This is a genomic window from Nitrincola alkalilacustris (assembly GCF_008973755.1).
Taxonomy (GTDB): Bacteria; Pseudomonadota; Gammaproteobacteria; order Pseudomonadales; family Balneatricaceae; genus Nitrincola; species Nitrincola alkalilacustris.
In genome coordinates, this window is record NZ_WBOM01000008.1 from 39,905 (window position 1) to 59,198 (window position 19,294).

The 19,294-nt window shown below is 54.8% G+C and carries 18 protein-coding genes; 10 read left to right on the forward strand and 8 right to left on the reverse strand.

Features of this window, described 5'->3' with window-relative positions; genetic code table 11:
- Nucleotides 1–4 precede the first annotated feature (4 nt).
- A complete protein-coding gene (locus F7R27_RS14405) occupies nt 5–1,375 on the forward strand; it encodes a sigma-54-dependent transcriptional regulator (protein WP_151704970.1) in 1,371 nt (456 codons plus the stop codon).
- Nucleotides 1,376–1,457: 82 nt separating this feature from the next.
- Here F7R27_RS14405 and F7R27_RS14410 read toward each other — a convergent pair whose 3' ends face one another.
- Nucleotides 1,458–3,053 carry a methyl-accepting chemotaxis protein gene (locus tag F7R27_RS14410; protein ID WP_151704971.1) on the reverse strand — a complete coding sequence of 532 codons (1,596 nt, stop codon included), beginning with the start codon at nt 3,051–3,053 and terminating at the stop codon, nt 1,458–1,460.
- 477 nt (nt 3,054–3,530) lie between these two features.
- On the opposite strand from F7R27_RS14410, the gene F7R27_RS14415 reads away from it, so the two are divergent.
- From F7R27_RS14415 to F7R27_RS14430, 4 genes are all read left to right on the forward strand, one after another.
- A complete protein-coding gene (locus F7R27_RS14415) occupies nt 3,531–5,726 on the forward strand; it encodes a TRAP transporter permease (protein WP_151704972.1) in 2,196 nt (731 codons plus the stop codon).
- 12 nt (nt 5,727–5,738) lie between these two features.
- Nucleotides 5,739–6,191 (forward strand): universal stress protein, encoded by a 453-nt coding sequence (locus F7R27_RS14420; protein WP_151704973.1) that lies wholly within the window; start codon nt 5,739–5,741, stop codon nt 6,189–6,191.
- An 82-nt stretch (nt 6,192–6,273) separates the two neighbouring features.
- Nucleotides 6,274–7,272, forward strand: a complete 999-nt coding sequence (locus F7R27_RS14425; protein WP_206060526.1) for a TAXI family TRAP transporter solute-binding subunit — start codon at nt 6,274–6,276, stop codon at nt 7,270–7,272.
- A 225-nt stretch (nt 7,273–7,497) separates the two neighbouring features.
- Nucleotides 7,498–8,010, forward strand: coding sequence for a hypothetical protein (locus F7R27_RS14430; RefSeq protein WP_151704974.1), 513 nt, complete (start codon nt 7,498–7,500; stop codon nt 8,008–8,010).
- A gap of 5 nt (nt 8,011–8,015) precedes the next feature.
- Here F7R27_RS14430 and ilvA read toward each other — a convergent pair whose 3' ends face one another.
- Nucleotides 8,016–9,533: a threonine ammonia-lyase, biosynthetic gene (ilvA, locus tag F7R27_RS14435; RefSeq protein WP_151704975.1), complete on the reverse strand. Its 1,518-nt coding sequence runs from the start codon at nt 9,531–9,533 to the stop codon at nt 8,016–8,018.
- Nucleotides 9,534–9,716: 183 nt separating this feature from the next.
- Here ilvA and rpiA point away from each other — a divergent pair, with 183 nt between their 5' ends.
- Nucleotides 9,717–10,391, forward strand: coding sequence for a ribose-5-phosphate isomerase RpiA (rpiA, locus tag F7R27_RS14440; protein ID WP_151704976.1), 675 nt, complete (start codon nt 9,717–9,719; stop codon nt 10,389–10,391).
- 3 nt (nt 10,392–10,394) lie between these two features.
- Here the strand turns inward: rpiA and F7R27_RS14445 are convergent, their stop codons facing one another.
- Together F7R27_RS14445 and F7R27_RS14450 are read right to left on the reverse strand one after the other, a co-directional pair.
- Nucleotides 10,395–12,866, reverse strand: coding sequence for an ABC transporter permease (locus F7R27_RS14445; protein WP_151704977.1), 2,472 nt, complete (start codon nt 12,864–12,866; stop codon nt 10,395–10,397).
- Entirely contained in the window at nt 12,863–13,558 is a 696-nt protein-coding gene (locus F7R27_RS14450; RefSeq protein WP_240776385.1) for an ABC transporter ATP-binding protein, read from the reverse strand. The genes F7R27_RS14445 and F7R27_RS14450 overlap by 4 nt, the downstream gene beginning before the upstream one ends.
- On the opposite strand from F7R27_RS14450, the gene F7R27_RS14455 reads away from it, so the two are divergent.
- Together F7R27_RS14455 and F7R27_RS14460 are read left to right on the forward strand one after the other, a co-directional pair.
- Entirely contained in the window at nt 13,557–14,159 is a 603-nt protein-coding gene (locus F7R27_RS14455) for an arylesterase (RefSeq protein WP_151704979.1), read from the forward strand. The genes F7R27_RS14450 and F7R27_RS14455 overlap by 2 nt on opposite strands.
- Nucleotides 14,160–14,195: 36 nt before the next feature.
- Nucleotides 14,196–14,741 carry a hypothetical protein gene (locus F7R27_RS14460; protein ID WP_151704980.1) on the forward strand — a complete coding sequence of 182 codons (546 nt, stop codon included), beginning with the start codon at nt 14,196–14,198 and terminating at the stop codon, nt 14,739–14,741.
- Here F7R27_RS14460 and trmB read toward each other — a convergent pair.
- The 3 genes from trmB to cysQ form a co-directional block, all read right to left on the reverse strand.
- On the reverse strand, nt 14,704–15,411 hold the full coding sequence (gene trmB, locus F7R27_RS14465) for a tRNA (guanine(46)-N(7))-methyltransferase TrmB (protein WP_151704981.1): 708 nt from the start codon (nt 15,409–15,411) through the stop codon (nt 14,704–14,706). The two genes, F7R27_RS14460 and trmB, sit on opposite strands and share 38 nt — an antisense overlap.
- Before the next feature lie 71 nt (nt 15,412–15,482).
- Entirely contained in the window at nt 15,483–16,067 is a 585-nt protein-coding gene (locus F7R27_RS14470; protein WP_151704982.1) for a superoxide dismutase, read from the reverse strand.
- A 230-nt stretch (nt 16,068–16,297) separates the two neighbouring features.
- Nucleotides 16,298–17,128 (reverse strand): 3'(2'),5'-bisphosphate nucleotidase CysQ, encoded by an 831-nt coding sequence (cysQ, locus tag F7R27_RS14475; protein ID WP_151704983.1) that lies wholly within the window; start codon nt 17,126–17,128, stop codon nt 16,298–16,300.
- A gap of 136 nt (nt 17,129–17,264) precedes the next feature.
- On the opposite strand from cysQ, the gene yrfG reads away from it, so the two are divergent.
- Together yrfG and hslR are read left to right on the forward strand one after the other, a co-directional pair.
- Nucleotides 17,265–17,921: a GMP/IMP nucleotidase gene (gene yrfG / locus F7R27_RS14480; protein WP_151704984.1), complete on the forward strand. Its 657-nt coding sequence runs from the start codon at nt 17,265–17,267 to the stop codon at nt 17,919–17,921.
- Nucleotides 17,918–18,310, forward strand: coding sequence for a ribosome-associated heat shock protein Hsp15 (gene hslR / locus F7R27_RS14485; protein ID WP_151704985.1), 393 nt, complete (start codon nt 17,918–17,920; stop codon nt 18,308–18,310). Before yrfG ends, hslR begins: the two co-directional genes overlap by 4 nt.
- Here the strand turns inward: hslR and F7R27_RS14490 are convergent.
- On the reverse strand, nt 18,291–19,124 hold the full coding sequence (locus F7R27_RS14490; protein WP_151704986.1) for a phosphatase PAP2 family protein: 834 nt from the start codon (nt 19,122–19,124) through the stop codon (nt 18,291–18,293). The genes hslR and F7R27_RS14490 overlap by 20 nt on opposite strands.
- Nucleotides 19,125–19,294: the final 170 nt, after the last annotated feature.

Below are 19,294 nucleotides of genomic sequence, written 5' to 3' on the forward strand. Positions count from 1 at the left end.
ACACATGAGTTCAGAGCCCTTGGTCAGTCAGGTACTGCTGGTAGATGATGAGCGTCACATCCGTCTGGCGGCCGGTCAGACACTGGAGCTGGCAGGCTATGATGTCACCCCCCTGACCAGTGCCGAAGCAGCGCTGCCCCTGCTGAATGATGAGTGGCCGGGCGTGGTGGTCACGGATATCAATATGCCGGGTATCGATGGTCTGGAACTGATGCGGCGGGTGATGGCGATTGATGCCGATCTGCCGGTGATTCTGATCTCCGGGCATGGCGATATCTCGATGGCTGTCAGTGCCATACGTGATGGCGCCTATGACTTCATCGAAAAACCCTTTGCTTCAGAGCTGTTGCTGGATGTGGTCAGGCGTGCGATGGATAAGCGCCGTCTCACCCTGGAAAACCGTCGTCTGCGCATAGAACTGGAAACACAGAGTGCACCGGGGCCGCGAATTATCGGTAATACCCCTCAGATTCAGCAGCTGCGTCGGTTGATCCGAGCCATTGCAGACACCCCCGCCGATATTCTGATCACGGCCGAGACCGGCTCAGGAAAGGACCTGTTGGCGCGATTTATTCATGAGCACAGTATCCGCTGTGAGAAGAACTTTGTAGCGATCAACTGTGGTGCCGTTCCGGAAAGCCTGATCGAGAGTGAGCTGTTCGGCCATGAGGCAGGTGCTTTTACCGATGCCAAAGCGCGCCGCATCGGCAAGTTTGAACATGCCAACGGCGGCACACTCTTTCTCGACGAAATCGAGAGCATGCCGATGCCGCTGCAGATCAAGCTGCTGCGAGTGCTGGAGGAGCGGGCAATCGAGCGTCTGGGTTCAAACAAGTTGATTCCACTGGATCTGCGCATTGTGGCGGCCACCAAGGTTGATCTGCGCAAGCTGTGCGAGGAGGGCGGTTTTCGCGAGGATCTCTACTATCGGCTCAATGTGCTGCGCGTGGATATCCCGCCGCTGCGTGAGCGGCGTGATGATATACCTTTGCTGTTTCATCACTTTGCGCTGGTGGCTTCAGCTCAGTATGGGCGCGAGGTGCTGCCGCTGCCCGCCGAACGGATGCACAGTCTGATGACTCATGGCTGGCCGGGAAATGTGCGGGAGCTGCGTAATCTGGCAGAGCGCTATGTCTTGCTGGGTGAATCCTGCATCTTTGATTTTGATAATCGTCCCATCACCCAGTCTGACAACGGCAGTGGCATGACCCTGCCGGAACAGATAGATCGCTTTGAAAAGATGCTGCTGCACACCGAGCTGGCGCGTCATGGTGGCTCCATCAAGGATACCCTCGTATCCCTGGGGCTGCCGAGAAAGACCCTGTATGACAAAATGAAGAAGTACGGTCTGGATAAGGGTGATTACAAGAGCTGAACCGGTGCATCCGGTCAACCCTTGTGAGACACCTCGTACCAGAGGTTTTTTTTGCGTACAGGATCTTGCTGGTATCCGAAAATCAGAGCTTGAAGCGGCGCAACATCTCTTCCAGTTGGCTCGACAGTTCAGTCAATTCACTCGAAACGCGTGTCAGATGCTGAGCGTGCGCTGCGGTATCAGAGGCGCTGGCGTGAATCTCGCTGACACTGCGCTCGACGCTGCCGGTCACCTCGCTTTGCTCACGCACTGCGTTGGCAACCTCATGGTTCATATCATTGATCACCTTGATCTCTTCAGCAATGTTAGCCAGCGCGCGGGAGGTGTTCTGAACCTGCTCCACACCTTCGGATGCGCTGGAGAGTGAGCGCTGCATCACGGTGACGGCATTCTGAGCGTTGGACTGCAGAGTGCTGATGATCGCATTGATCTCGACTGTTGAGCTGTGAGTGCGGCTGGCCAGTGTCCTGACCTCATCCGCCACAACCGCAAAACCACGTCCCTGTTCACCAGCACGGGCTGCTTCAATTGCCGCATTCAGGGCCAGCAGGTTGGTCTGCTCAGCGATCTTCTGAATCACTTCCAGTACTGTGCCGACTGTCTGACTCTGATCGTCCAGTTGCTGAATCACCGTGGTGGCCTGCTCAATGTTCTGGCGCAACTCCTCAATGGCAACTATTGCCGTGCCGGTGATGCGATTACCCTCAAGGCTCTCCTGCAGTGCCAGATCAGATGCCGTGACGGTATTCTCCGCACTGGCGGCGACACTGCGGGTGGATGCCTCCATCTGTTCCATGGCTGCCGTGACAGAGGTTGTCTGTGCCTGTTGCAGGTTCACAGCCTTGCTGGTCTGGTTGGCGATATCATTTATCCGGGTGCTGGAGGATGACAGGCGCAGAACTGTCTGGCTGACCTGGCGCAGGCTGTCATGCACACTCTGCAACAGCGAGTTGAAAGCCACTGACATGCGGCCTATCTCATCATCGCCACGGGAGTCCAGGCGCAGATTGAAATCACGATTGCGTTCAATGTCATGGATGGTATCGGCAAAATCGTTCAGTGGGCGAATAACAATGCGGTTTAACAACAGGCTGATAGCGATAATACCAGCGATGAACAGCAGCAGTTCTATCAGTGCTACATTAAACATGTTGGTACGTATCGCCTGATTCATCGCTTCCAGTGAGTAGGTGACACGCACGGCGCCCAGTACGGTGCCCTCGGCGTGCTGATGACATAGCATGCAGTTGGTGCCCTTATAATCCGGAACTGCTTTCATCGGCATGATCACTGTGAGGCGATGCCCATCCTTGTCACGAATCTCTTCAATTACTTTCTCACCTGCCATGGCACGGCGATCAAGCTCATCACGCACGCTGGAGTCGGCTGAGCCGGGTCCATATACGGCGTTCAATTCCTGGCTGCGAAGGATGCGTGCTTCAACGATGGCGTCATTGCTCAGGATCTTGTCCTGCAGGGCGCTGCGGTTGGCCATGGCGCCACTGAGCATGAGTATGTTGATGCTGTCGAAATAGGAGTCAGCTGTGTCGATCGTACTGGTGGTAGCCACCTGACGGATCAGAGCGGTTTCGCTGCGATAGATCGCAGTCAGGGAGCCTATCAGCACAATGAGGAATACAACAATCAGAGACAGATTCACTTTTGTTTTAATCGACATGCACGGGACTCGCAGCTTGATAAGTTGTTATATGAGTATGGCCACTCATAGCTTATGGGATTTTTTTGGAAAAAAACACTACAGGTGTTGTATCAACCATGCGCTGTTTAGTAAACATCTGGCCACTCCTCGATCAGGATTGGCGATAATTCACCCATTTTAGACTCAATGTGGGTGAATTTACGCTGATACAGATCAATACCTTTTCCAAGTGACAAGGCATCATAAAAATAATTTATTCATTTATCAGTGTTTTTTGAGGCTCTCGGAGTGTTGGCACGATAAGTGCTTATACCGAACTGAGATGAGAAGACGCTGTGTAATGCAGTAAATAGAAAATCGTCTAAAGTTAGTTAAGAGCCATCATGGCCCCGGGTGCTGAGTAAACTGGAGTGTCTCAGCATCAACATAACAACATAAGAATCATCATGGCCAGGCAGGTTTGAAGTCTGCAAAGCCCGCATACAGAGGTTTGAGATGTCTGACGCTGAAAAATCATTAGAGGGCATGAGCCCCGAAGAGCGTAAAAAGCTTCAGGAGTTGATGGAGAAGGATGCGAAGACGGAGCGTCGTCTGGAGGGGTTCTGGAAGTGGCTGGTTGCACTGCTGGGCGGCGCCATGGTCCTGATCTATTTTTATGGCTCAGGTATCAGTGTCCTGAGCACCCAGTATCATCTGGGTGTTTATGTATTGATCACTTTTGCACTGGTGTTTCTGCTGTATCCGGCCGGTAGCAATCGAGTCAGTATCGGGCTGGGGGTTATCGGTGGAGCATTGATCTCCTGTGCAATCAGCAGCTATCTGTTTTTTGAATCACCCTATGCCTTTTATCAGCAGGTTCAGATGTTTACTGAAACCTGGGGCTATGATGGGCTGGTTGTGGCGTGGCAGCAGGATCTGGGTAATCTTCTCTATTTCGTGTTGATGACCATCCCTTTTGCCATAGTTCTGATAGTGTTGGATCGCCGGATAGTCAGGCGCACCAGTCATTGTCCTACAGTGACCGATGTGCTGTTCTGTATCGTGGTATCCGGCACAGTTCTTTACTGGATGAGTCAGTTTGAAGCGTTGAACTATCGTGCTGGCGCTGAGCATGAGCTGGATATGCTGATCAGTATCATAGGTCTGGTGTTGTCGCTGGAAGTGTGTCGTCGAGTGCTGGGCTGGTCGATCACGCTGATCGGTATCGGCATGATCTGCTTTGCGCTGTTCGGACCCTATCTGCCTGAACTGTTCGCGCATCGAGGCTTCCGCTTTGAGCGTCTTGCCACCTCACTCTTCCTGACCACCAATGGTGTATTTGGTGTCATGGCAAGTGTACTGGCCACCTATGTCATTCTGTTTATCTTCTTTGGCGCGTTTCTGCAGAAGTCCGGGGCCGGCAAGTTCTTCATCGAACTGCCGCTGGCGGTTGCCGGTCGCTCTGTTGGTGGCCCGGCAAAGGTGGCGGTCATGTCATCGGCGCTGTTTGGTTCGGTTTCCGGCAGTGCGATTGCCAATACGGTGTCTTCAGGCGCCTTTACCATCCCGATGATGAAACGTGCCGGGTTCAAACCTCATGTCGCAGGGGCGATTGAGCCGGCTGCCTCCATCGGCGGGATGTTCCTGCCACCGATCATGGGTGCAGGTGGCTTCCTGATGGCCGAGCTGACGGGTACACCTTATTCCACGATCATGCTGTTGTCGATTGGGCCGGCTTTCCTCTACTTCCTGTCGATCTTCATGATGGTTCACTTCTATGCCAAGCGTAACGGTCTGGTGGGTACGCCAGGTGAGGTGCTGCCTGAGTGGCGAGTGGTGTTGAAGGATGGCTGGTACTTTGCTCTGCCACTGGTCATCATCACGGTAATGCTGCTGATGGGACGCTCGGCCGGTAACGCAGCATTCTGGGCTACCATCTCCTGTATCGCCGTGAGTTGGGTCAAAAAAGAGACGCGTATGGGGCCGCTGGAGATCTGGGAAGCGATTCAGTTGGGTGCCAAGAATACCCTGATCGTGGGTGCGACTATCGGTGTGATCGGTGTGATAGTCGGCACCATCTCCCTCACAGGTATGGGCCTCAAGTTCTCTGATCTGGTGATCTCCATGGCGGGTGGTAACCTGCTGCTGGCGCTGGGTCTGGTGGCGATCGCCTCTCTCGTACTCGGTATGGGTGTACCGGTGACTGCTGCTTATCTGATTGTTGCTGTTCTGGCTGTTCCGGCCCTGGGTGAGTTGGGTGTTGCCGTGATTGCCGCCCATATGATCGTTTACTGGCTGTCGCAGGATTCCAACATAACGCCACCTGTCTGCGTCGCCGCTTATGCCGGGGCTGCTATTGCCGGTGCCGATCCCTGGAAAACCGGTTGGACCTCGTTCAAGTTCGCCAAGATGCTGTATGTCGTTCCTCTGCTGTTCGCCTATGTTCCGGCGATCCTGATGGATGGCACGGTTACCGAAATTCTGGTGGCTTACAGCTCTGCCATCATGGGTACCGTTGCCTTCAGTTCATTTGCCATGGGCTTCATGAGACGCAAAACCAGCATCATCGAATGGATCATTCTGGGTGCCGGTACGGTTGCCCTGTTCTGGCCAACGCTGATATCTGATGCTATAGGTCTGGCACTGATTGCGGTTGTTTACTGGCTTCAGCGTGATGCGCAGCCAATGAAACCGGCAACAGTCAGCCAATAAGGAGTTATCACGATGATCAAGTACGACTGTATTCTGTTTGCGACCGATTTTTCCGATTCATCCGAAAAAGCCTGTGAGCATGCGTTGACGATAGCCTCGATGGCTGGGGCCAGGCTGCATGTACTGCATGTGATCACCGAGTTGGTCGATAAGCGCAGAAGGCGCTTGCCGGCAGAGGTGATTGAGATCTTCACCCGCGAAGTTGAAACCCACGCGGTTGAAGATATTAACGAGTTCTGCCGCCGTTATCTGTCGGCAGACAAAGTCGGAGAGGTCAAGGTTACCAGTGATGTGGTGATCGGGCGTAGTGAGGAGGAGATACTGCGCCAGGCAGCGAAGGTGAATGCGGATCTGATAGTGCTGGGAACACATGGTCGTACCGGTATCGAAAAGGTGCTGGTGGGATCAACTGCCGAGCGGGTTGTGCGTGACTCGAAGGTTCCGGTACTGACAGTTCGAATCTGATTATTAACGAATTTCATCGTCTGGTTTTTCACCAGGACGACGATTGCAACACTCAATAAATGATAATAAAGAGGAAACATCGATGTTGAAAAAAATGCGATTCACTAAAACGGCATCAATTGCGGGTATCGCCGCAGCAGCTGTTGCAGCACTGACCCTGAGTGTTACAGCGGTTGCCACTGAGCGTCTGGCATTCTCCGGTGGCCCTGATGGCGGTACTTTCCAGTACTTCTCTAACGGTATGTCCACGCGTCTGTCCCGTGCCTTGGATGGGATCGATGTCTCCAACATGGCATCAGCCGGTTCTGTTGAAAACCTGCGCCGCGTGAACTCCCGTGATGCCGACTTCGGTATTACCTATTCAGGTGATCTGTTCCTGGGTGCCAATGGTCAGTTGACCAACGACACACGTAACTATCGTAACGTGCATGCCGTGTCTTATCTGTTCGGTGCACCAGCGCATCTGATCGTGCTGGAAAATGCAGGTATCACTGATGTTGCTCAACTGGAAGGCAAGCGCGTTGCAGTAGGACCAGCTGGTTCCGGTGCGGCGGCGTCTGCTCAGCGCTTCTTTGAAAGCCTGGGTCTGTGGGATAAAATCAGCCCACAGTACATTGGCTACAGCCAGGGTGCTTCTGCCATAGGTGACCGTCAGATCGACGCACTGTGGGTCTTTGCAGGCTTCCCGAATGCCTCTGTTATTCAGGCTGCCACCAGCAACCGCATCCGTATGCTGCAGGTTAATGAAGCGGCTCAGCAGGGTACTCTGGGACAGGATCACCCTTACTACACTCCAGTCACCATTCCTGCCGGCACCTACCCAGGTGTGGACTATGATGTCGTGACAATTCAGGACTCTGCTCTGTGGACTGCAGGCCGTCATCTTTCAGAAGACGTTGTCTACAATGCTCTGAAAGAGGTTTATTCAACTGAAGGTCTTGAGTTCATGTACTCTGTTGCCGGCGCTGCAAAAGCGATGACAATCGAGTCTGGCCTTGACGGTATCGTGACACCTGTTCATGCGGGTGCTCAGAAGTTCTGGGCTGAGCATGGCAAGGAACTGACCGACGCACAGAAGTAATTCTGTTTCGTCAGATTCAGCTGGCGGCAGCATCTGCTGCTGCCAGCCTTAGCCTTACTACCCCACGCTCTCTGCAATCAGATTCTTCATCCTGGAACCTCTGTACATCCCATCCCAGAGTGCTGGCCTCAGCATACTTCTCGTCTGTAATCCCACCTCTTCGACACTGTAACTGCACGTCAGTCACGTTATAATAACGCGTTGATTTTTTCCGGTGAGGTTGATGTGTCTTATCTGATAGCTATTTTCTGGGGGCTCGGTGCTATTTTGCTGCTGCTCGGTTCAGCTATTTACAGGCTCGGTCTGATCAGTCTGGAAATGTTCAGCTATCCGATGAGCGGGTGGCACTGGCTGGCTCTGTTTGCCAGTCTGGTTTTCATGGGCTTTTCTGAAGGTTACCGAGGATTTCAGAAGGGCTTTTCGCCGCGTGTGGCATCCCGTATCTACTATCTGACACAGAACCCGACTCCTCTGCGTCTGCTACTGGCGCCTGCTTTCTGTTTGGGCTTGTTTGATGTTGAGCGCAAACGTCAGATGATCACCCTGACCCTGATAGTTGCAATTGTTCTGGTGGTTCAGGTGGTGCATCTGATGCCACAGCCCTGGCGTGGCATCATAGATGCTGGAGTGGTGCTCGGACTTGGCTGGGGTGTGATCACTCTGCTGATCTTCACCGTCAGCGCCTTTGTCAGTCGTGAGTTTGAGCATGTGCCGGAGATGCCTGATACGGTACGATAACCGGATCAGGCAAGAAACAGCTTGTATGCCTCGTTATCGGTTTCATCCCAGTAGTTGTAACCGATATCCTCCAGGAACTGCGCAACCAGTTGACGATCTTCAGGAGGTACCTGCATACCGACCAGTACGCGGCCATAGGCAGCGCCATGGTTGCGATAGTGGAACATGGAGATGTTCCAGCGCCCACCCAGTTTGCTCAGGAAGGTCATCAATGCACCGGGTCTTTCCGGAAACTCGAAGCGGAAAATCACTTCGTTATCCACACTGGCTGGCGCGTGGCCACCCACCATGTAACGCACATGGATCTTGGCGATCTCATTGTCGGTCAGGTCCACCACTTGATGGCCCTGCTCGGTCAGCAGGTCTATCAGCTCCTGGCGGCCGTTGTTTTCCGGCTTGATCTGAACACCAACAAAGATGATCGCTTCCTTGTCATCACTGTAGCGATAGTTGAACTCGGTGATATTGCGCCGGCCCAGTGCAGTACAGAACTGCTTGAAACTGCCGGGGCGTTCGGGAATCCGTGTGGCGATGATCGCCTCACGCTTTTCACCCAGCTCAGAGCGCTCGGCGATATGACGCAGGCGATCGAAGTTGACATTGGCACCTGAGTCTATGGCGATCAGGGTTTGATCGCTGCACTTTTCGCGTTCGACATACTTCTTCAGACCGGCAACACCCAGAGCGCCTGCGGGTTCGCAGACGGAGCGGGTATCGTCAAAGATATCCTTAACCGCGGCACAGATCTCATCGGTGGTAACGGTGATCACTTCATCCACAAACTGGCGTGCCAGGTCAAACGTGTGCTCACCTATCTGAGCCACGGCCACGCCATCAGCAAACAGACCGACTTGCGGCAGAACCACACGTGAGCCGGCTTCCAGTGCGGCCTTGAGGCAAGCCGCATCCTCGGGCTCAACACCGATAACCTTGACGTCGGGGCGCAGGTATTTGATATAGACCGAGATGCCGGCAATCAGGCCGCCGCCGCCGACAGGAACGAATACGGCGTTGATCGGGCCGCTTTCCTGACGCAGTATCTCCATCGCGATGGTGCCCTGACCGGCAATTACATCCGGGTCATCAAAAGGCGGGATGTAGATGAATCCCTTTTCGCTCACCAGTTTCTGCGCATGTGCCTGAGCTTCATCAAAAGTATCCCCATGCAGCACAACCTTGCCGCCACGTGCTCGGACATTGTTGACCTTGATCTCGGGGGTGGTTTTTGGCATGACAATCGTTGCCTTGACACCCAGTGCATGTGCCGACATCGCCAGCCCTTGAGCATGGTTGCCGGCAGAGGCGGTAATCACACCGATTCGACGCTCCTCTTCAGACAGCTGCGCCATGCGGTTATAGGCACCGCGCAGTTTGAATGAAAATACCGGCTGCATATCCTCGCGCTTGAGCAGCACGCGGTTGTTCAGGCGGATGGAGAGTGCGGGTGCAGGATCCAGCGGTGTTTCAACCGCGACGTCGTAGACACGCGCTTCAAGAATCTTTTTGATGTATCGGTGTGCCATATCAGAGACTGTTCATCAGAGTTGGTGGTTAATACAGGATCAGTGATGGTATCGGCTCAGCCAGCCATCGTCTATAAAGCTGAGGCTCAAGGGATGATTTTTACCCAATTACGGGCCAGAAAATCTATAATGAAGTATGAAACCGAGCATTTAACCTTTGATGGCATAACCAGGCGGGACAAAATGACACAGGATGAGATGAAACGTGCTGTTGCACAGGCGGCAGTGGAGCATATTCTGAAAAAACTGGAACGAGACAGCATTGTCGGTGTAGGCACAGGTTCCACGGCGAACTGCTTCATAGATGCTCTGGCTGCTCATCGGGACCGTTTTGCCGCTACGGTTGCCAGCTCAGAAGCGACAGCCGAGCGCCTGCGAGGGCACGGTATTGAAGTACTTGACCTGAATTCGGTCGGCGGGATCGATGTCTATGTGGATGGCGCGGATGAGTTTGACCCTCATCTTAATTTGATCAAGGGCGGCGGTGGCGCACTGACACGTGAAAAAATCGTTGCGGCGGCTTCGCGTGAATTTGTCTGTATCGTGGATCAGAGCAAGCAGGTGGATCTGCTCGGCAACTTTCCATTACCGGTTGAGGTGATTCCGATGGCGCGCTCACTGATCGGACGTGAGCTGGCCAAGCTTGGGGGACAGCCTGTCTATCGCGAAGGCTTCGTGACCGATAACGGCAATCTGATTCTGGATGTGCATGATATGGAGATCGTTGATCCGAAAGCACTGGAAAGACACCTGAACAATCTGCCGGGTGTCGTCTGCAATGGCCTGTTTGCCTTGCGCGGTGCGGATCTGGTGTTGATGTCGACGCCCGAAGGCGTGAAAACCTTCAAGGCGTCTTGAACATCAGGTAGCGCTGCGCAGCAATCGGTAGCACTGCTCCAGCAGCAGAGGGCGTCGCATGACGATACCGCTGAGGCAGAAGAACAGCGCTGCGCCCAGTGGCAGCACGACCCAGAGCTGCCAGTGCAGCTGTACCGGGATTTTCAGCAGTGTCAGGTGCAGTGCTCCCAGCGTCAGCTCTGTTGCCAGACTGGCCAGTAAGCCTCCGACCAGCCCCAGCAGCAAAAACTCCAGCAGGTCGAGCTGGCGCGTCTGTTTAGCCGTTGCACCCAGGGTCTGTAGCAGCGCCACTTCATAACGGCGTTGCTCAAGTGCCTGCAGCAACGTGACGATCAGCAGCAATCCCCCGCAGATCAGACTCATTGCCAGAATCAGTGCCGAACTGTCACCCAGGCGTTTGAGCCAGAGCGCCGCCTGTTGCAGTAACTGATCGATATCGATCAGTGTCAGGGAGGGAAAGGCGCGCAGCATATCGTTAACCAGATGCTGCTTGTCAGTCTCCAGATGAAAGCTGGTGATAAAGGTCGCCGGGAAGGCCTCCAGAGCTTCCTGATTGAAGATAACGTAGAAGTTCGGCTGGAAAGACCCCCACTCCACCTGCCTCAGGCTGGTGATGCGTGCCTCTAAAGGCAGTCCTCCGATATCGAACCCCAGCGTGTCGCCCAGAGAGAGTCCCAGCTCATCGGCCATCTCCTGCTCGACCGATATTTCGGGCTCAGTGGCGCCTTGTGACCACCAGATGCCTGCCGTCAGCGGGTTGTTGTCCGGTGCCTGCGCAGCCCAGCTCAGGTTCAGCTCACGATTGAGCGTGTTGTGCTCCAGTTGCACCTCGTTCATCTGTGGGCGAATGGGCTCGCCATTGAGTGCATTGATGCGTCCTCGTACCATGGGGTAGAGAATACTGCCGATCTCGTGGGTGGCGAAAAAATCATCCAGCTCATCTTTCTGCCAGGGCTGAATATTGACGACGAAATAGTTCGGCGTATCCACTGGCAACTGCGCCTGCCAGGACTCCAGCAGATCGGTGCGGCTGATCCAGACGACACTCAGCAGGGTCAGCAGCAGTACCAGTACGGCTGATTGCAGGCGATGCCAGCGTCGTTGCTGACGCAGGCGCATCGATAACAGTCGTCCCAGCAATAAACGCTTGGCGAGAGGGCGTGTCAGCAACAGTAGCGCCTGCTGGGTGATGACTCCAAATATTGCGCCTCCTGCCAGCAGCAGTAACAGCAGCGCAACAGCGGCCAGGTACTCCTCCAGAAAGCTGAGCAGCACAACACCCAGCAGTATCAGGCAGATAAGGTAGAGCAGGTTGGCGCGCCTGTCCTGAGGGGCGCCATCACCACGAAACAGATGTGATACGGGAACACGCGCGAGCTGCAGAATCGGTGGCAGGCCCAGAAGTACCAGCAGTGCCAGCCCCAGTGCGGCGCCGCTGAAGTAGCGCAGAGGTGCCGCTGCAGGCAGTGCCTGAGGCAAAAGGTCCTCCAGCCACCCGACGACCAGTTGCTCGAGCAGCAGTCCGGTGGCCGTGCCGAAGAGGGCCACTATGGCCCAGGCCATCAGCAGTTGCAGCAGGTAGAGCCTGATCAGTTGACGCGGCGGCATGCCCAGGCTCAGCAGCAATGCGCAGCGTGTATATTGTCCATTGCTGAAACGGCGCAGGCTCAGGGTGATGGTCAGTGCTGCCAGTAGCAGTGCAATCAGTGCCGTGAGTTTGAGGTAGCGCAGCCCGTTGCCCAGTGCAGCTCCCGTCATGGGTTGATCATTACGCAGGCTGAACAAGCGCTCATCACTGCGCAGATCCTGTCGCCAGAGTGCATCAAGTTGGATGATCGACTCTTCATCACCCGCCAGCAGCAGACGAAACTCGGCTCGACTGCCCGGTGCAAGAATGCCGCTGGCTTCCAGGTCTGCTGCATTGATGATCACATGCGGACTGAAGCTGCGAAAGCCGGAGCCCCGATCAGGCGAACTCTGCAGCACCGCCGTGACCTCGAAATCTGCATAGCCCAGTTGAACGCTGTCTCCAAGATTCAACCCCAGCTGTGTAAAGACACGCTGCTCGGCCCAGATCTGACCGGACTCAGGCAGGTCGCCCTCCTGCGGGGGAGTTGTGACTATTTGTCCTCGCAGAGGGTAGGGAAGCTGGGCTGCCCGGACAGAGACCAGCATCATCTCATCATCCAGCGCCAGCATACTGGGAAACTGAGTCACCTGTGTCGCCACCAGACCAGCGGCTTCGGCGTCATCAAGGCGTTCAGGGCTGATCGGCCGTTGGCCGGAAAGAATCAGGTCAGCACCCAGCAGAGCTGCACTTTCCTGCAACAGTCCGCGTTCCAGGCGGTCGGCCAGTAATGCAAGAGGGGTGGCGATGGCTATGGCGATCCAGCAGGCGAGCAGCAGCGCACGCCATTCAGTGGTGCGCAACTGATTGCGCAGCTGGCGCCAGGCCAGCCCGATGGTGCCTGTCATGCGCTCACCTCATGCAGCTGTCCGTTATGCAGGCTCAGACGGCGCTGGCAGCGGGCAGCCAGCTCGGTATCGTGTGTGATCAGCACCAGCGTAGCGCCCTCCTGTGCATTCAGCCGGAACAGCTGGTCGATAATCTGGTGGCCTGTTTCCTCATCAAGGTTGCCGGTGGGTTCATCGGCAAACAGCAAGCCCGGGCTGGTGGCAAACGCACGGGCTATAGCCACACGCTGCTGCTCGCCACCGGACAGTTGCGATGGGAAATGATCCAGACGCTCTGCCAGACCAACCTGAGATAACCAGTGCTTTGCAATTGCATCAGGATCCTTGTCGCCTCTGATTTCCAGTGGCAGGCGTACATTATCCAATGCATTAAGTTCGGGCAGGAGATGAAAAGACTGGAAAATAAAGCTGATGTGGTGGGCGCGCAGTTGTGCCCTGGCTTCATCATCAAGTGTCTCCAGAGCTTTGCCGTCAAAGCTGATACTGCCCTGACTGGGTGTATCCAGACCAGCCAGCAGGCTGAGCAGGGTTGACTTGCCGGCACCGGAGCGGCCAATGATCGCGATGCTTTCACCCTTGCCTATAGTCAGATTAAGGTCGCTGAAGAGGGTCACACGGCCGCCTTGTGTCGGGAACCATTTTGCGACATTGTGTGCCTCAAGGATGTTATCAGCTGAATTGAGGTTAGCCATGCGTATTGTCTTATCCCTGTTAATGGTCATATTTCTGGCCATGCCATTGCACGCCGGTACGATTCTGGTGCTGGGCGACAGCCTGTCCGCCGCTTATGGTATACCCCAGCAACAGGGCTGGGTCAGTCTGCTGGAAAAACGCCTGCAGGATCAAGGCTATGCTTATTCCGTCGTCAACGCCAGCAGCAGCGGTGAAACAACCAGTGGTGGCCTTAATCGGTTGCCGGCCCTGCTGGAGCGGCATCAGCCTGACTGGGTGCTGGTGGAGCTGGGTGGCAATGATGGTCTGCGGGGCCTGCCTCTGCCGGTCATCCGCAAAAACCTGAGCCAACTAGTGGAGCTTCCACTGGATGCCGGGGCTCAGGTGTTACTGATAGGTATACGTCTGCCGCCCAATTATGGAGCTCGTTACGGTGACTCCTTCTTCGAACTCTATGCCGATATAGCAGACCAGTACAGGGTAGAAAGAGTTCCGTTCATGCTCGAAGGTGTCGCGCTGGACTGGGATCTGATGCAGGATGACGGTATTCATCCCAATGCCCAGGCACAGCCGTTGATTCTGGATACCATCTGGCAACATCTGGAGCCATTAATACGCTAAAATAGCGTTTTTCTGATAACACTGCGGGAATATGAGATGAAATTCACTAAACTGCTCGGTGCAGGCCTGCTGTTGCCGTCACTACTGCTGCTTTCAGCCTGTGGTACCCTGGATGATATATCCATCCCTTATCTGACGTCGTCCTCGGCGTCTGATACACGGTCAATACCTGTGGTTGCAGAACCAGTACCGGCAGAGCCGGAGATCACACCCATCATCACTACGCTGGAATGGAGCCCGAGCTTTTCGAGGCCGATTCGCCAACTGGAGGAGGTGCTGACCGAGGCCACCGACCAGGCTGATCTGAATCGGACCATCTCCAATATTTCCCATCTTTATGATGCCCAGCTTTACGTATTGTTTCATGATCTGCTGGATTATCTGCCTGAGCAGGCTCGTTTCCGGGAGGTTGAAGAGCAGAACCAGTGGCTGGATATGCGCATGACACAGGCAACCAGTTCATTCCATCGTTATGACGGCGGTGATCTGGGTGTTTACCATGCCGGTGCGACGTTTATCGCCGTGACTAAAGATCGTATAGAGGTTATTTCGCGTCGCCTGGATCAGGTGGCGGTACGCTGAGCAACTTCCATACAGCCTGTCCACTGTTGCGATATTTCTGCTCGAAAGGTGTCATGGACGGCTCGTCGGGCACTGGTGTGATGTGCGAGTTGATACCATACAACTCTAGCGCAAGGGCCAGCTCTTTCAGATAGATCAGCCAGTTGCTGCGACAATGGATGGTGCCGCCCAGCCTGACGAAGTCAGGGAATACGGGGTGCCCATGAAAACGGCGTTGCAGCTGCTGTGGCTTGGGATAGGGGTTCGGGTAGAGTAGAAAGTGATGTTCCGGCTTCCAGCCGGCAGTCGCAGCCAGGCGCCAGAAGTCGATCAGGTCGGTTCTGATCAGTCGTGCATTGTCCGGCAGAGGCTCCTGTCGCTGGCGTACCAGACGATCTTCGGAGCGATCCAATCCCAGTACCAGATGATCCGGGTAGGTGCGGGCGATAACGCGAGTACTGTCACCGACCCCGCAGCCTGAGTCCAGAATCAGTGGCCCACCATGCGCAGACAGAAGTTCACTGGCCTGATCAAAGGCAAGCTGGTTGAAATCGGCCACGGGCTTGCGAAAGTGTAGATCACGATAGCGCTCAGCGAGTGCCGAAAGGCCAGGATGGATATCACTCTGACGTGAGGTGACCGGGCGAGAATTACCTTCGGGGTGGGTGTCTGTAGAGGTGATCTTTGTCATGGTATAAGCGGCCGCTGACACATCAGAGTCAGCGGCAGATCTGCTCCAGCGGAGCAGATCCTTCAGGGGCCTTACTTGGCGAAGTTTTCGTTCACGAAGTCCCAGTTTACCAGCGCCCAGAAGGCATTCAGGTAGTTTGGACGCACGTTGCGGTAGTCGATGTAGTAAGCATGTTCCCACAGGTCGACTGTCAGCAGCGCGGTCTGGCCACTGGTCATTGGTGTGCCGGCGTTGCTGGTGTTGACGATCTCCAGAGAGCCATCGGCATTCTTGACCAGCCAGGTCCAGCTGGAGCCGAAGTTGTTCACAGCCTTGTCGTTCAACTCGGTCTGGAAGGCTTCGAAAGAGCCCCACTTGGCATTGATCGCATCAGCAATCGGGCCAGTCGGTGCGCCGCCACCGTTGGGTGACAGGCAGTGCCAGTAAAACGTGTGGTTCCAGATCTGTGCAGCATTGTTGAAAACGCCGCCAGCCGGTGCGGAAGTGATGATCTCTTCCAGTGTCTTGCCTTCGTATTCAGAGCCTGGGAGCAGACCATTCAGCTTGTCTACATAGGTTTTGTGGTGCTTGCCGTGGTGATACTCAAGGGTTTCGGCAGAGATGTGTGGTTGCAGAGCGTCTTTGGCATAGGGCAGTGCTGGCAGTTCAAAACTCATCGTGATTCACCTTATTGATTTGACAGTGTTCTAGCATAAAACTGATTGTTATCGATGGATGCAGGCATCCGCAGTGTCATGATCATAGCACTTAATATGGGCGGTATCATGGCACAAAATGTGTGGTATTCGAGGGGGTCAAGCTGCTGCAGCCGGTGAGTTGGCTGCAGCAAAGCGACATTCAGCCCTTTCTCCATTAGTTGATGGGGACGGCACTGTGGAAATCAAGGTCAGTGGCTTTCCAGTGTTGTGCTTTTTTCCAGCAGCAGCTGCAGCAGCTCAGGATCACCACAGGCGACGAAAGGAGGATTCAACAGGGATTCCTTACAGTTGTAATGTAAAATGTTGTGAGTATCCAGGTTGTAAAGTGCTCCACCTGCTGCCTCCAGTATCGCTTGTCCTGCGCCGGTATCCCACTCGCTGGTGGGTGCCAGTCGTGGATAGAGATCCGCTTCGCCAGCCGCAATCAGGCACAGCTTGATGGAGCTGCCATAAGCCAGTGTATCTACTTCGTCGCAGCAGGAGGCGAGTTTATCGGCAAAGGCCTCAGCTTCAGCCTTACCGTGACGACGACTGGTAAGCAGTGTGATTTTTCTGCCGGCAGTGCGAGTATGGATCCGGCTGGTGTGATCAGCTACCCGTTGCCAGGCTTTACCATCGCCACCCCAGTAGAGGTGTTTCGATACAGGCGCATAGACGATACCGAATATGGGCTTGCCCTGCTCGATCAGGGCCAGGTTGACCGTGAACTCATCATTACGCTGCAGAAACTCCCGTGTACCATCCAGAGGATCCAGCAACCAGTAACGACCCCAGCTCTGCCGGATTGACCAGGGTATCTCGGCAGATTCCTCACTGAGAATCGGTATATCGGGTGTGATGCGCTGCAACCCCTGCAACAACAGGTGATGTGCGGCGATATCTGCCGCCGTGACCGGTGAGTCGTCTGACTTGGTATTCTCCTGCCATCTGTCGACATCATGGTAGATCTCGAGAATGGCCTCTCCGGCCTGTTCGCTGAGTTGAAGAAGTGACTGTGTCAGTTCCGGGGTAATTGTCATCTGCTCTCCTGAGTCGCTCTTCTAAATCGCTCTTCTAAATCACTCTTCTAAATCACTACAGCCGGGGGCATACTAGAGCCAGCCTGTTACTGAACCCGTTACTGAACCCTTTATAGAACTGAAGTGTTAACTGATTATGCTTGATTGGCAAGCCATAGATACCGTACTTCTGGATATGGATGGCACCCTGCTTGACCTACATTTCGACTCCCATTTCTGGCTGGAGTTTCTTCCGCTTCGTTATGCTGAGTTTCATCAGATGGATCCTGAGCAGGCCAGAGCCTGGTTGCATGAGCGCATCGTGCGTGAGCAGGGGACCCTGAACTGGTACTGCCTTGACTACTGGACACGCGAACTGCAACTGCCTGTGGCTGAGCTAAAGCGTGAGGTGGCTGACCGTATCGCATTCCGGCCCCATGTCGAGGTGTTTTTGCAGGAGCTCAAAAAGCAGAAGTTGCGCGCTGTGATCGTTACCAATGCGCATCAGGGCAGCCTGACACTGAAGGTGGAGCTGACGCGACTGGATCAGTTGGTGGACCGCGTGATCTGCTCACATGACCTGAAGGCAGCCAAGGAGGAGCAGCTTTTCTGGCAACGTCTGCAGACATTGGAGCCTTTCGATCCGCGGCGTACCCTGCTGATTGATGATTCGCTGGCAGTGCTGCATTCGGCACGTGAGTATGGTATCCACCATCTGCTCAGCATCAGGCAGCCTGACAGCCAGGGACCCAGACGCTCCATTACTGAGTTTCCGGCAATAGACCATTTTGATGAAGTGATGCCAATCCGATGAACCAAGTTGAACAAGATGAGCGAATCCGTCTGGATAAATGGCTCTGGGCCGCACGCTTTTACAAGACCCGCGCCATTGCCAAGCAGATGATTGAAGGGGGTAAGGTCCACTATGACGGCCAACGCAGCAAATGCAGCAAGGCCGTTGAGCTAGGGGCGCATATCCAGATCCGTCAGGGTAATGAGGAAAAAACCGTGATCGTGCTGGCGCTGTCGGGCCAACGACGCGGAGCGGCTGAGGCGCAACTGCTGTATCGGGAAACAGAGGACAGTCAGACTCAGCGTGCGGAGAAGGCCTCGCAGCGCAAGATGCACGGCTCCGCCCCTGATGCGAAGCCTGACAAGAAAAGCCGGCGCGAGTTGCTGCGCGTCAAGGGGAGCTGGGATTAGCCTCAGCTTTCTGTTGACGTCTTGCGTGGCTGGCGGCGAAAAAGGGCAGGCGCCCCAGTAGCGGAATCCAGCTGAACAGATCAAACAGAGGTAAAAAGGCTTTTTCCAACTTGTGAGTTAGCCACAGGGTTATCGGGGTGTAGCAGGCCCAGGCCAGCACCGGCAGCGCGACCACCAGCCCGCCGACTGCAACATCACTGAACCAGTGCGCACCACCGACCATGCGTGGCAGGATCGCTAGCACTGTCAGCACACCGGCCAGTAGCGTGCCTAAAGAGCGGCGATTCCATAACAGGAAGCCGAACCACAGCAGCATCACGGTAGCATGATCCCCCGGGAAGCTCCGCCCTGCAGAGTCCTTGGCGTTGATATGTGGGAAAAGCTCAGTCAGCATAATGGAGGGTGTCAGCTCGCGCGAGGGGCTTGGGCCGGTCAGATCCATCACCTTTGCCAACTCATAAAAGCCGTAGCGAAAGGGCAGCAGCAACAGCATCAGTGCGAGAAAGCCCACCAGCGCTTGCTGTAACTGCAGGCGATGAAAGCACAGGCGCGGAAAAACCAGAAACAGCAGCATGATCACCGCCAGAACAAGATCCTTTTCCCGCGTATTTGCCCAGGCCCAGAAAAGCGCCCAGTCGCCGCCGTCTGCCAGAGTACCATTCAGGGCAAAAAACACCTGTCGATCCAGTACTCGCCAGAGTTCGAATCCTGCCGGCAGGATAAAACTCAGGAACAGCAGCAGTGCAACCAGATGCAGGGTGATCAGCGGCAGAAACTGCCACGTATCAGAAAAAACAGGGCGGGTCCGTGTCATGGCTACTCACAGGATCAAATATGTTAAAATCGAACCCTTATGGTAGCAGTGCGATCGGGCCCGCTCCATAATCGTTTCTTGATAATTTGAATTAATTGCCTGTCTGGCAAACAGAAGGTTGTGTGCCGAGATGCACGCTCAGTCTGTCAGAGGTCAATGGCATATATTGG